General features: G+C 35.9%; 12 protein-coding genes, 1 pseudogene and 1 riboswitch. Of the genes and pseudogenes, 4 read left to right on the top strand and 9 right to left on the bottom strand.

Annotated features, from left to right (window positions below):
* Positions 1-30 precede the first annotated feature (30 nt).
* The gene (locus tag Ga0466249_RS03945; RefSeq protein WP_215828129.1) at positions 31-498 is read left to right on the top strand and encodes a hypothetical protein; all 468 of its coding nucleotides are present in this window, start codon (positions 31-33) and stop codon (positions 496-498) included.
* Positions 499-651: 153 nt separating this feature from the next.
* On the opposite strand, the gene folE is transcribed toward Ga0466249_RS03945, so the two are convergent.
* Positions 652-1212: a GTP cyclohydrolase I FolE gene (gene folE, locus Ga0466249_RS03940; protein WP_246588434.1), complete on the bottom strand. Its 561-nt coding sequence runs from the start codon at positions 1210-1212 to the stop codon at positions 652-654.
* Between the two features lie 104 nt (positions 1213-1316).
* Positions 1317-2083, bottom strand: a pseudogene (gene folP, locus Ga0466249_RS03935) (dihydropteroate synthase).
* Between the two features lie 117 nt (positions 2084-2200).
* Positions 2201-2277: riboswitch (ZMP/ZTP riboswitch) on the bottom strand.
* 682 nt (positions 2278-2959) lie between these two features.
* Here folP and Ga0466249_RS03930 point away from each other — a divergent pair.
* Positions 2960-3292: a helix-turn-helix domain-containing protein gene (locus Ga0466249_RS03930; protein WP_215828127.1), complete on the top strand. Its 333-nt coding sequence runs from the start codon at positions 2960-2962 to the stop codon at positions 3290-3292.
* 142 nt (positions 3293-3434) lie between these two features.
* On the opposite strand, the gene Ga0466249_RS03925 is transcribed toward Ga0466249_RS03930, so the two are convergent.
* The 5 genes from Ga0466249_RS03925 to Ga0466249_RS03905 form a co-directional block, all read right to left on the bottom strand.
* The gene (locus tag Ga0466249_RS03925) at positions 3435-3950 is read right to left on the bottom strand and encodes a ClbS/DfsB family four-helix bundle protein (protein ID WP_215828126.1); all 516 of its coding nucleotides are present in this window, start codon (positions 3948-3950) and stop codon (positions 3435-3437) included.
* A 24-nt stretch (positions 3951-3974) separates the two neighbouring features.
* Positions 3975-5312, bottom strand: a complete 1338-nt coding sequence (locus tag Ga0466249_RS03920; RefSeq protein WP_215828125.1) for an MATE family efflux transporter — start codon at positions 5310-5312, stop codon at positions 3975-3977.
* A 45-nt stretch (positions 5313-5357) separates the two neighbouring features.
* A complete protein-coding gene (locus Ga0466249_RS03915; protein WP_215828124.1) occupies positions 5358-6164 on the bottom strand; it encodes a MerR family transcriptional regulator in 807 nt (268 codons plus the stop codon).
* 253 nt (positions 6165-6417) lie between these two features.
* Positions 6418-6879, bottom strand: coding sequence for a GNAT family N-acetyltransferase (locus Ga0466249_RS03910; protein ID WP_215828123.1), 462 nt, complete (start codon positions 6877-6879; stop codon positions 6418-6420).
* A complete protein-coding gene (locus tag Ga0466249_RS03905; protein ID WP_215828122.1) occupies positions 6872-7957 on the bottom strand; it encodes an alanine/ornithine racemase family PLP-dependent enzyme in 1086 nt (361 codons plus the stop codon). The genes Ga0466249_RS03910 and Ga0466249_RS03905 overlap by 8 nt, the downstream gene beginning before the upstream one ends.
* A gap of 442 nt (positions 7958-8399) precedes the next feature.
* Between Ga0466249_RS03905 and Ga0466249_RS03900 the strand changes: the two genes are divergently transcribed.
* Positions 8400-9419, top strand: a complete 1020-nt coding sequence (locus Ga0466249_RS03900; protein WP_215828121.1) for a Gfo/Idh/MocA family protein — start codon at positions 8400-8402, stop codon at positions 9417-9419.
* A gap of 158 nt (positions 9420-9577) precedes the next feature.
* Here the strand turns inward: Ga0466249_RS03900 and Ga0466249_RS03895 are convergent, their stop codons facing one another.
* Positions 9578-9919 carry a MarR family winged helix-turn-helix transcriptional regulator gene (locus Ga0466249_RS03895; protein WP_246588432.1) on the bottom strand — a complete coding sequence of 114 codons (342 nt, stop codon included), beginning with the start codon at positions 9917-9919 and terminating at the stop codon, positions 9578-9580.
* A gap of 303 nt (positions 9920-10222) precedes the next feature.
* Here Ga0466249_RS03895 and Ga0466249_RS03890 point away from each other — a divergent pair, with 303 nt between their 5' ends.
* The gene (locus Ga0466249_RS03890) at positions 10223-11872 is read left to right on the top strand and encodes an ATP-binding protein (RefSeq protein WP_215828119.1); all 1650 of its coding nucleotides are present in this window, start codon (positions 10223-10225) and stop codon (positions 11870-11872) included.
* Positions 11873-12228: 356 nt separating this feature from the next.
* Here Ga0466249_RS03890 and Ga0466249_RS03885 read toward each other — a convergent pair whose 3' ends face one another.
* Positions 12229-12573, bottom strand: a complete 345-nt coding sequence (locus Ga0466249_RS03885) for a hypothetical protein (RefSeq protein WP_215828118.1) — start codon at positions 12571-12573, stop codon at positions 12229-12231.
* Positions 12574-12883 lie beyond the last annotated feature (310 nt).

Below are 12883 nucleotides of genomic sequence, written 5' to 3'. Positions count from 1 at the left end.
TTCATTAAAATATTCGAAAGGAATATATAAATGAAGAAAAAAATTGTCATTGTCTCATTTACTTTCTTGTCTATACTCCTATTCGTTGGATTTATTATAAAGAATAATTACTCATCCCAGACTCTTCCACCAGAACCTATCGTTTCAGAACCAACGACAGAAACAGTTCTTCCCACTTCAACTAACAATATTCAAACCAAAGTAGCAGAACCCGCTTCCGCGCCTGCTGAATCGGTTTCTCAATCGCAGCCTCCAGAAAACACGCTAACCGAGTCGTTGAACATTACGCCTGGTAAAATACCGCCCCCAGATAATCCGCCTCAAAACTTGGCCGATTATAACTATTCGATTAAAAAAGAGGAGAAAAAGAATTTCGAACTTGCACCTGGGGTGACGGTAAGTAAACGGACTGTTCACATTAAATTAGATCATGATAGTGATAATATTATTGATATTCAAAAAAATTCCCCCAATGTAACATGGAAAAGTAAATTTTAACCACTGCATAAAAACCTGAGTCAATATAAACCGACTCAGGTTTTTATGTAAAGGAAAATAGAATTAGTCTACCACCGATGTATGCAATTGTAATATCTTTTACTAAGTCCTCACAATAATTGATGTAATTCCTGCGCAATATAGAGTTATTTTTTAATTGTTGATAAGCGAGAATACCTCAGCTCTGGTCTTATCATCTTTTCTGAATAATCCACGGACTGCTGATGTAACAGTTTTTGAACCTGGCTTTTTTACTCCCCTCATACTCATACATATATGTTCAGCTTCAATAACAACAGCCACTCCTTTCGGATTCAGGCACTCCACAATGATATCCGCAATTTCTCTGGTCAAACGTTCTTGAAGCTGCGGACGCTTAGCCACACTCTCTACTAATCTTGCCAATTTACTCAAACCAGTTATTTTACCATTCGACGGAATATATGCTACATGGGCTTTGCCGAAGAAAGGGACAAAGTGGTGTTCGCACATGGAATAAAACGGGATATCTTTCACTAAGATCATCTCATCATGGTCTTCGTTAAAATGTACCTCAAGGTACTTTCTGGGGTCTTCTTCTAATCCACCAAATATCTCATCATACATCCTCGCTACACGGTCAGGTGTACCTTGAAGTCCTTCCCTTGCAGGATTTTCTCCTATTGCTTCTATGATCATTGCTACTGCTTCGCGAATTTTTCCCTGATCTATCATTGTCGTCTCCTTGTAATCGGGATATTATCATTACTTTTTATGGTTGTCCTGTTAGTAAAAAAAATCCTCTTTAAACATCGAACTAGGATTTATTTTAATTGAACTCAGATTAATGCTTTAATCACTTTTAGTGCATCGTTCAAAGAACGTACATCATGCGTACGAATATAGTCTACACCCATATAACTTAAATAAATTTCTGCTCCTAAAGTAGCTGATCCTCTCTCATTTACTTTGCGATTGGTAATGTTTCCCAAAAAATGATTTTCGAGAAACTCCAACAAGGATTGGTAAATTAAAATATTCCTTCAATTGTTTTATATTTTTTAAAACATAAATTGGAGATTCAGGATTAGCTCCTAAGAAAAATCCCATCCCCGGATCCAAAATCATTCGTTCCAATGGAATACCTGAATCTTGAAGCACTTTAATACGTTCGATAAAAAAAGCGACCATTCCCTTAAATACTTTTTCAGGTTCAGTCTCAATAACTGTAGCCGGACCAAAACGTTGGATGGAATGCATTATAATAAGTTTACAATTAGATGCTGCTAAATCAGAATAAATTTCAGAATGAGGGAATCCTTGAATATCATTTAAATAATGAACATTATTCTTTAAAGAATATTTTTGAACTTCAGGCTTAAAAGTGTCTATCGAAATTGAAATATTTTGCGATAGCAAAGAATTAACGACGGGTTTTAAACGATTAATTTCTTCTTGCGGCTTCACTTTTTTCGTTTCAGTATTACTAGAAGCGGCCCCTAGATCGATGATATCAGCGCCATCTTCCACAAGCTTAAGAGATTTTTCTATAGCTTTGTTTTGCATCGAGATAAAGTCCGCCATCCGAGAAACTGTCCTCAGTAATATTAAAACTCTCCTCCTTTAAATATCATTTATGTATTTATTAATTATCTATTCTGCCATTTTCTTAATCTAAACCTGTCTTTTTATCCAGCATTGCAAAAAAAAGCAGACTATCTGGGTCATTCGCCCAGACGGTCGGCCTTTTCAGTCATACTCCCTTGTGGTCATCCACATCCGTCAGTAATATGACTCTTAAACATTAAATTACACTCAAAATGTCTTTTTGTCAACGTAAAATCAAAATAGCAACCCCAATTTATTTCAGTAGTGGCGGATTCACATAAGAGCTTCTTCGCAAATGATGGAAACCACCAATCAAGAACAAGTCGAATTAATTTGTTTTCCAGAACTGCAGTTATCTTGAAAAAATGGAAAAGTCAAGAAGCAAACTTGTATTGGTACGAGAAATCATCTTCACCAGCTTTGATTATTACATAAAAAACAGTGTGAATCAAAATCATGTAACACGCTATACCAAGAATTGGCGAAGTTGCTGTAAAAAAGGTTAGGCATAATGGCTATTGTAAGCGAATTCATACTTAACTTTGCCAAAATTTTTTTATCACTGTAGCAGCCATGAGTGATTTATTTTCCTTCCTGCGCCGTAAAAAGGAAAAAGCTGAACAAAAAAATCATCAGATATTTCACAATAAAAAGTAGAGTTAAATTGTAATATTTAAAGTCCACATCAAGATTTTTACAACAACGTAATCAAAATCCAATCCAAAGCCTTCGCATCATCCCCTCCAATACCGTTGCCGCCTGGCACTAGTAAAACAATTTTCCAAAACGTAGAATCAATGGCCCAATTGCCGAACTTCAGGTAATCAACAGAAATTTGGTATGTCCCGGGCTTCTTCGGATCAGAAGCCTTCCATTGCCCAATACGACACTTCAACTTTTAGCAGAAAAAACAGGAATATCCCGAAGTAATTTAAACAGATATGAGAAAGATGAGGTTAAGCCGTCAGCTGATTCAATCGTGATTCTCTGTGATCTCTATAACGTATCAACTGATTGGCTATTAAGAGGAATTGAACCTCAAGCACAAAAAGTCGAGGCCATTTCTGACCCCGACTTAAAAGATATGACAGATATATTAAAGAACTTAATGGAAAGCGACGATTCCGATCTACGCGGTTGGACAAAAATACAGTTTAAGACCACATTTAAAGAATACTACGCCACTCACAAGGAAAAAAAGCCGTGATAAGGATATGCGAAAATTCCAAAAAATACGCATGAAAAAACACCTGCTAATGAGAAATAGCAGGTGTTTCTTTATAAAATCATACCGTACCTCATGAAAAATCCTTTTTAATTGCCAATTCTGCGATATTAATACTTTATTCTTATATTGTTTCCGTTAGATTTTTCCACTTTCTAATCTTAGTTCTAAAACTTTTAAATGGCGCAACCGAATTTATATGTACCCATTTCCACATCGGCCAATTTGCGCGTGTTACTGTCCACTTGCGTACATTTGGCGTAAATAGTTCTTCGTCACTCAATTGACCAATCCAGTCACACCACATTTCGATGCTTTCCTTAAACAAATTTCGTAATTCCTTTAGTGAATATCCACTGTATTCAGCATAAAAAGATTGATAAAGCTGCCCCAACTGGTTCCACTTATAGTCGCGGGAAGGAGTAACAACCTCCTTTCCATTCAACTCATCATTTTCCCATCCCATAATAAGATTTAACCAGCCAAGCTGATATACTATCATTTCTTGTGGTGTCTTATCCACTTCTTTAATTCGGATATCTTTTTTTTCTTCTAGAATTTCATCAAATTCTCTATCAAAAAGCTGATAAGTCTTTTTTATAGCATCAATCAACGCAACTTTATTATCGTATTCTTGCACTATCACACCTCAGTTTTATCTATTCTAATTAGGTTGAATTTGATACTTAAAATGTTTATACATCAATGATCCGGATAATATTAACGTTAGCATTTCTGCAACAGGTACAGTTAACCATATGCCTTTTATACCAAATATCTGCGGCAACATAACAATGCCTATACCTATCCATACTATGCCTTTACTTAAAGCAATTAATCCCGAACTCTTGGGTTTACAAATAGCGGTGAAATAACCTGATGAAACGACATTCAATCCATTTACTAGAAATGCGAAGGTATACAGTCTCGCACCATACACAGCAAAGTTGAAAGCTTGTTCATGATTCGCATCTAAAAATATCGCAATTATTTCTCTAGCAAAAATGGATATAACGGAAAACAATCCTACACCGATGATTATTGCCGAAAAACCAGCAAGCTTTAATGCTTTTTTTACACGCTCTATTTTACCGCTACCATAATTATAACTAATGATAGTACCAACGCCATCTGATAATCCAATCAGTATATTATTTCCAATAAAAGACAAGTAGCTAATAGCTGTAAAGGCGGCTACGCCAACTTCACCTACATAATGCATAAGCGTAATATTAAATAGGAATGTTGTAACACCCGTGCCTATCTCCGATAACCCTTCCGATGAGCCATTATAGATAACATTACAAGCTAATGATTTCTTAAAATTTCCTTTAAATAATTTTAAAGTGGTTCTTCCCATTATAAAAGGGAGTATAGTCATAACAAATGCAATACTATAGCCTAAGCCTGCAGCCAAAGCAGCCCCTTTAATTCCTAGTCCGAGTTGTACAATAAATAAATAATTAAACATCATATGGCTTATAACAGCAATAACTAGAGCTAGCATTGAATATACAGGTTTCCCCATTAATTTTAACACATAATCTAAAACAAACATTACCCCTAAAAATGGTAAAAATAAACTTTCATAGCTAATATAAGTTATTACCATTGGCATTAATTGCTCATTTGCCCCCAAAAAAGCAGCTATCTGTTTTGTAAAACCAATCGCTATTACTAAAAATAACAACGATGCTCCTGACATGAAACTAAGCGACGTTTTAAATGTGTCACTCGCCTCTTCTATGTTGCTTTCACCTAATTTTTTACCTATAATACTCTGTGTTCCAATACCTATTACCACACCAACCGCAATCATTAAACTAAAAAAAGGCATAGCAATATTTACACTTGCTAAAGCATTAACTCCAATATAATGGCCAACAAAAAAGCCATCCACAATTGTGTTTAATCCTAAAAATAACATCCCAGAAATCGCAGGAATACTGTATTTTAGAAATAACGTAGCAATCTTTTCTTCACCTAATATTTTTTCATTCATGCTTATCACCCCAATAAGATGATAAACCTTAGAGCTACTCCAAGGTCAATGATTATTAATTGCAATCCAAACTTCATAATAATCAAGACCATCTTTATGAGAGCTTGCCATGTATCTTCCAATCATGGGACCATTTACTTCTCTACCTTCTTCTTTTAAATATTTCAAAGCTTTATTCAATGTATTATTTTCTTGTTCTGAGTAGCTTGTTCCTACTATTGTATATAAGTAATTCACATCATGTAACGATGAAAGTTCCTGTTGTTCTGAGAAGTCCAGCATACACAAATTCTCTTCATCAATACTAATACCCACTTGTGCCGATAAAAAATTCGGATTTTTCAGAAGCTTTTCTTGTGGAACTAACAGCGTATATCGTATGCGGTCAACTATCCAATCCTCTTTTTTATATTTACGAATCATAGTAACTAGATCATCCGCCTGGTTGCCAATAAGTTTGTATTTAAAATCAGGTGCAGAAACAATCAAAAACTCGCCTAATCGCTCTTCACACATTTTATATTGAAAAGCAACTTGGGTAATCATTTTCTTTAGCTTAATTAATTCCTGTATCCTCTTTTCAACGATTCTTTGATTTTGATAAAGTCTATTTTTAATATCGCCAACATCCATTTTCGTTATAATCTGCTTAATATCTTTAACAGATAGCTCCATATTACGAAAAAACACTATATCCATAAGGACTACAATTTCGTCATAGGAATAATATCTATATCCATTGTCACCATTTTTGTGCGATGTAAGTATACCAATCTTTTCATAATACCGCAAAGTATCAGTCGATACGTCGAAAAGTTTTGCTACCTCACCTATAGTCCATTTCTCATTCATTTCTTATTAACCCGCCTTCACAACTACATTTTTACTACTAGTCCGTTCATAATACTTCTATAGCTATAGTATACAATAAAGAATTCATTCTAAATATCTCCTATGCAATCTGCATTAAATCCGTCGGCATTTCATTATCCCAGTACAAACCATTGAAAAACGCAGTTTTTGGTTTCTGAATCCATTCCATATGTTATCTGGCTTCTAGCCTATTTACTTTGGATAGAAAATTACTATCGTTGCTATCAGCCGCTTAGTTCACAACATTAGCTAGCATCAATTTCATCACCAGTCTATCTTCGCCCTCACCATACTCATTGGGTCTGAAATCCGTAGACAAGAATCCAAACTTACTCTCATAAAGCTTAACTGCTACAATATTATTCCGTTCCACGGTGAGTTCCACTTCTTTAATATTTTCTTTCGATAAAGCGTTAAAACTGTCTCGAAGTAGTTCAGCCCCTACACCTTGACCACGGGATTCTTGGGATATTGAAACCCCGATCATGTACGCCTTTTGAGGATTGTCCCAATCCAACATATACTGGACTACACCAATCACTGCTTCGTCTTTGCGAAATGCATATACACGGCCATGCCTTATGAGCGGTACAAGATGCCAAACATTCATTCCTCCTTCGCCAAAAGCTTCTGATTCTAACTGAACTAAACGCTCAATAAGTTCAGTTTCAGTTGTTCGCACCAGTTCAATCATGGGTTCCTCCTGTAAAACGTTTTTCCACATACTTTGAATCACTGACTGAAAGCACGCCGGAATAGTTTAGCGAAAAGTCAATCTCGCCACCAACCTTGATCTCTTGTTCAGAATCGGTAATATCAATGATCAAATGATCACTACTAGCTCCCAAAATCATTAAATTGCCGTCAATAAGACGAATTCCTTCAATATTGACATCTTGTTTTCCCATTGATATAATGGCTCTTTTTCTAATCCCTATATCTGTGAATTCGGGAATATTACCAAAAGCATCTCTACCAATAGTCCCTGTCGGTATTGATGGCTTGGAATTCACCTCAATCACCTCCGCTCGTAGGCGGAATGCGTCATGGTGAAGCCATGGGATTCTTCTATTATGGGTTGTATCGGTACCTAACAATATCCCTTCACCAATCCGTAACTGATTTACCCCGGCAGGAACTTTATGATTTTCCACCAGAAACAAGGTAGATGTTCCCCCACCTGAAATTATCTCAAGCCTACATCCTAATTGATTTTCAACAGCATTTCCCAATTCAACCAGCATCCCTAGATTTTTAGGACTAGGCAATATGCCACCAAAACATCCCATGTTTGTCCCTAATCCTGCTAGCTTTATATCTTTAAAACAAGCAACCCGCTTTGTAATATCAAGCACATTTTCTTGCAATACCCCTTCCCGAAGATCGCCGACATCAACCATTAAAATCACTTGATGGATTTTGTTTAATTTTTTCGCTGCCCGCGCTAATGCCTTGATTACAGTGATTTCCGAATTAATACTTGAATCAGTATACTGAACAACACTTTTAATATTACTTAAACTGGGAAGCCGCAGCAAAGTGATTGGCTGCGTAAAGCCTCTTTTCCTAAGTTCAATGATGTTCTGCATTCTAGCATCAGCTAGACCAACAACCCCCCCTTTCACCATGGCAGTGACGATCTGGTGCATAGCACTAAACCCTTTGGTAACACCAATGACTGCGATCCCGTGTTGTTGACATTTTTCTACCACCTGAACGGAGTTATCCTTAATTTTTTCTAAGTCAATATCAAGAATTGGGCGACCACGCATTTAAAACACCTCTCCTCCTTCACCTGCAACCTATTCCATGATTGGGCAAAAGCATTATCTCCACGCTTTTGAAGATATTCAGGAGTTCTTTGTAACGTCCTTGATTTCATCACTAATATCAGAGTTGAAAATATCAAATACCCTGCTTCTCATTAAAAATTATTTGTGCTACTAATTCGTCATATAATATTGTTCCATGAAAAGAAAAAAAACTGCATGGGAATGTAATCCTGTGCAGCATTCGGGAGTACAATAGATACTGTAAATGCTTTAGCAAAAAAATCTGGAGCTAAAACAATCGCATTAACAAATTTTAAAGCTGAATTTATATCTAAATATGCGGATAACGCTTATACTAGGGATATAGTAACTGCATTCTATTGAAACAAGGATTTATCGCAATTGGTTATTGTAGATATGCTTTATAAATAGGGAGGAAAAAATGACTAATTTCGGGGTAGTTGGTACAAGTTGGATTACTGAAGAATTTATCCGTTGTGCTTCACTAACAGGTGAGTTTTGCTTGCAGGCAGTGTATTCCCGTAAAGAAGAAAAGGCTAGGGCATTTGCAGATAAATATACGACAGTGAAAAATTTTTTTACAGATTTGGGTGCAATGGCAAAAAGCCCGCTAATTGATGCCGTATATATCGCCAGCCCTAATTCATTTCATGCAAAGCAAGCTATTATATTTATGCTTCAAAAAAAGCATGTACTATGTGAAAAGCCAATAGCCTCGAATGAAAAAGAACTGTCAATGATGATTAATATTGCAAACAAGAATCAAGTGCTTCTCATGGAAGCTATTAAGACTACTTTTTTGCCTAATTTCCTCGGTATCCAGGAATCCTTGCCCAAGTTAGGCAAAATAAGAAAAATTCTCTTTAATTATTGTCAGTATTCTTCTCGATACGATGCCTATAAGGCAGGTAAGCACGTAAATACCTTTGACCTGAATTTTTCCAATGGATCACTAATGGATATAGGAATCTACTGCGTTTATCCAATTATTTATCTCTTTGGCAAACCAAAGAAAATCATTGCTAACGCAGTAATGCTGGACTCGGGTATTGATGGTACAGGAAGTATTACTCTGAAGTACCAAGACTTTGAAGCTATAATCTCTCATTCGAAAATTTCTAACTCCTACATTCCTAGCGAAATACAGGGAGAGCAGGGCTCAATGATTATTGACAAAATATCTACACCGGAAGAAATAAAAATCATGTATCGTGACGGTAAGACGGAAGAAATTACTCGTAAACAATCCACTGATTTTATGTATTATGAAGCTAAAGAATTTATTGATTTAGTTAAACAAAATAAAAGAGAATCAACAATCAATTCATGGCAGTTGTCTTTGGACGTAATGAATGTCTTAGATGCTGTTCGAAAAATAATTGGTCTCAAATTCCTGACAGATGAAATAAAACCAATAGATGAAAAAACAGGGCTTCTATAAGCCCTTGCCAAATTATTTTTTTTGCTTTCTATCCATTAGATATCTAACTATCATTATAAAAAATAGCTCTTCTGCATATAGGAACCCTATTCAAATAAAAATTTCCCTTATTTATTAGACATCTAACTATATAGTCAGATGTCTAATCCTCTACAAGTTTATTCATCTAGATTACGATTTATTTTTCCTAATGTTGCTTCAATATATTCAGCTTCTTCGTCGGATAAATCTTTATACACAATTGCATTCACTCTCGCGGAAATCTCAATAAAACTAGGTTTCAATCCTAATCCTCTTTCTGTTAATCTGACAAAAGTAACACGACTATCCTCTCTGCTTTTCTCTTTTGTGACATAACCTAAATCTACGAGTTTATCAATTAATACAGTCACCGTTGGTTTTGTTCGATGGATTTTTTCGGCTAAGTCCTTCATGGTATACTTCTCGCCAGTAAGGAGATGGACTAAAATCTCCCCATGAGAAGGAACGATACCGTCCATTCCATGTGCTTCCAGTTCTCGCACGATAAGGCGATGAGCTTTCTCTGATGTTCTGCTTAAAAGAGCTATTACATTTCCTTGTTTCATAGTTTTATTGTAATTAGATATCTAATCATTGTCAAGTAGAAGAACAAATATAAAACTTATTCTGTACTACAAGCGGAACTCCTTATATAAATTCCGCTATAGCTTTTCAGAAGGGAATTGTTGGATAATATCGAATTGTTCACATTATATGCCATAACAGGAACGATGAATAATTGTGTTAAACGCTAAAACAGGTATTTAGCAGAGGATGATATCATGAATTATTTTATTCTATCTATATTTAGTTCGATAATAGGGACAGTATTGATGATACTAATTTATACCTACCTTTATGCCGCTTATCGTGAACGCTATTTCGGCTTTTGGATTTTAAGCTGCTTACTCCTTTTACTGCGCAATATTTTTTTTGATTCCGGTATGCTTGATTGGGTGCAATCGCTAGGTTGGTTTAGCTGCTTTCAAGGCATAACATTTGGTGCTCTCTTAATATTTGTACAGGGTACCTATCTATTCGTTGGCAAACCGGTAAACAGACGATGGCTCTATGCTGCAACAGGCCTCTTTCTGCTGGGGTGCATGTTTTCAATCATGCACTTGCCTTTCGTGTATCGTCTCTTACCTTGCACCTTCTTTGGCGGAATTACAGGCATATGGCTAGGGATAACCTTCATGCGCCATTTGCAGTTAAGAAGTATAAGTAAACTACTCCTTGGATATGGCTTTATATTCTGGGGAATTCATTCTTTAGACATGCCCTTCTTAATTGACGAGGCATGGTTTTTGCCATGGGGATATTTAATTGAAAGTTTTCTAAGACTTTTTGTTGCCATTGCCACCTTGTTAGTATATTTTGAAAAAGATCTGATTAATAAAGAAGCTATTTATCGATTATTAGCAGAAAATGCTGTCGATAGCATTTACCGTTATCAACTTATGCCAACACCCAAACTTGAATACATAAGCCCTTCCATTTATTCTTGTACCGGTTATACTCCCAAAGAATTCTATGCCGATGCAAATCTCTTGTTGAATTTGATATATCCCGAAGATTTCACGATGTTTTACCACTTCATCAATAATCCGGCCCGCTTAGACCACTCGCCTCATTCATTTCGTTTAACTCGCAAAGATAAAAATACGATATGGGTTGAACAGACCTGTGTTCCTATTTATGGCAAGGATGGCAAACTACTGGCCTTGGAAGGTATTATTCGCGACATCACCTCCCGAAAGAGCCTCGAGCAAATTGCCTTACGGGCTGATAGGTTAAATACGGTAGGAGAGATGGCTGCCAGCGTAGCTCATGAGATACGAAACCCAATGACAACTGTACGAGGATATTTGCAGTTATTAATGAACAAAAAAGAATTTTCTCTCTATCTGGATCAATTTGAATTAATGATCCAAGAACTTGACAGAACAAATTCAATTATCCGCGAATATCTTTGCATGGCAAGGGAAAAACGGTCTGACTTCAAAAAATGCTGCCTCAATAGTATCATCAAATCATTAATGCCGCTTATTCAAGCTGAGGCCATTGCATCAGCGGCAGACGTAACTCATAATCTTGCGGAAATACCTGAACAGCAATTAGATGAAAATGAAATTCGACAACTACTGCTAAATTTAGTCCGTAATGGTTTAGAAGCGATGCCAACGGGCGGCAGACTAAATATATGCACATTCATGGACAAAGACAAAGTCATTCTATCAGTGAGCGATAAAGGCCCTGGCATCCCTGACCACATTCTGAATAATTTAGGTAAACCCTTTTTGACAACCAAGGATAACGGAACTGGCTTAGGATTACCGATGTGTTATAGAATTGCCCAACGGCATCAGGCTGATATCCAGGTTAAAACAAGCAATCAGGGCACGACGTTTTTCATTCGATTCAGTATTTAATCCGTATTACCTACCCCCTTTTCTTTATTGTTAAGAAAAGGGGGTACTTGTTTGCGTAAGCATAATACCACATCTTTAACTAACATTTTCGGTTAATATTCCAATCCAGCCGGTGCCAATTCCGATTCAGGTAACGATCAAAAAAAACAACCTTAGTTAACAAATCAACTAAAGCTGGCTTAATCATAATATGTGTTCAATAAATTAATATCTATACATTATAGGGGTAGACGTGAATCATGGGCACCTAGAACCCACTATAGGCACTTAAAACTGTGATTAATAGAAATACATTACCTATCAATGATCAGTAGAGCTGTATTACAACCTATTTTAGATTTACGATTTGTCTTGTTTTATGCCACTTTCGTTTCGGATCTATTTAATTCCTTAATAGCTGCAAACAAAGATTCAGAAGAACCATAAAAGTTTGGCAGTCTGTAAACGAAATTATCGCGCTGTAAGGAGATTGAAATATCCTTATAGCCAGTTGCATCTAATCTTATGCAAACAAAAATATTGTCTTTATTTGCACCAATGGTTTTGGTTAATGTAAGATTTATAAAACCCTCCTCGCATTTGGTCTTAAACCCCAATTTTTCTAGTTCATTTTGATAATAGTTAATTTTTTTATCTATGCAATCTTGGTTTACGCTAGATTCCGATACATGCAAAGATTGCATAAGTTTAACAATCGACATGATAATCACCATCCACTTTTTTATTTTCTTGATGGCCTTATTATATATTTAGGAAAGTTGTAAGTAAAATATATATATCTTATTTTTTCATTCATGCAGTTTATGATGAGAAAATTGCAAAAATGGTATGAAACTGAGACAAAGAAATAAAGCGATATCCCGTGTGGAATCGCTTGCTTGCTCCGGGGTAATAATAGGCAGAATTTCGAATGTCGCATAATCCATGTTGTAGAGCGAATTCAATAGTTTGAATTATTATCAATAAGAAATATCTTACTGAAAGGAAAGTCTACTTTTACTATATAATAAA

Source organism: Pelorhabdus rhamnosifermentans (assembly GCF_018835585.1).
In the GTDB taxonomy this organism is placed as follows: Bacteria; Bacillota; Negativicutes; order UMGS1260; family UMGS1260; genus Pelorhabdus; species Pelorhabdus rhamnosifermentans.
Note: the sequence above shows the minus strand (reverse complement) of the source record. Positions and strands in the feature narration are given on the sequence as shown.

What these genes read in the sequence shown, in the direction of transcription:
- Ga0466249_RS03945 (WP_215828129.1), top strand. Translation starts at nt 31, where the DNA reads ATGAAGAAAAAAATTGTCATTGTCTCATTTACTTTCTTGTCTATACTC.
- folE (WP_246588434.1), bottom strand. Translation starts at nt 1,212, where the DNA reads ATGATAGATCAGGGAAAAATTCGCGAAGCAGTAGCAATGATCATAGAA.
- Ga0466249_RS03920 (WP_215828125.1), bottom strand. Translation starts at nt 5,312, where the DNA reads ATGAATGAAAAAATATTAGGTGAAGAAAAGATTGCTACGTTATTTCTA.
- Ga0466249_RS03915 (WP_215828124.1), bottom strand. Translation starts at nt 6,164, where the DNA reads ATGAATGAGAAATGGACTATAGGTGAGGTAGCAAAACTTTTCGACGTA.
- Ga0466249_RS03910 (WP_215828123.1), bottom strand. Translation starts at nt 6,879, where the DNA reads ATGATTGAACTGGTGCGAACAACTGAAACTGAACTTATTGAGCGTTTA.
- Ga0466249_RS03905 (WP_215828122.1), bottom strand. Translation starts at nt 7,957, where the DNA reads ATGCGTGGTCGCCCAATTCTTGATATTGACTTAGAAAAAATTAAGGAT.
- Ga0466249_RS03900 (WP_215828121.1), top strand. Translation starts at nt 8,400, where the DNA reads ATGACTAATTTCGGGGTAGTTGGTACAAGTTGGATTACTGAAGAATTT.
- Ga0466249_RS03895 (WP_246588432.1), bottom strand. Translation starts at nt 9,919, where the DNA reads ATGGACGGTATCGTTCCTTCTCATGGGGAGATTTTAGTCCATCTCCTT.
- Ga0466249_RS03890 (WP_215828119.1), top strand. Translation starts at nt 10,223, where the DNA reads ATGAATTATTTTATTCTATCTATATTTAGTTCGATAATAGGGACAGTA.
- Ga0466249_RS03885 (WP_215828118.1), bottom strand. Translation starts at nt 12,573, where the DNA reads ATGTCGATTGTTAAACTTATGCAATCTTTGCATGTATCGGAATCTAGC.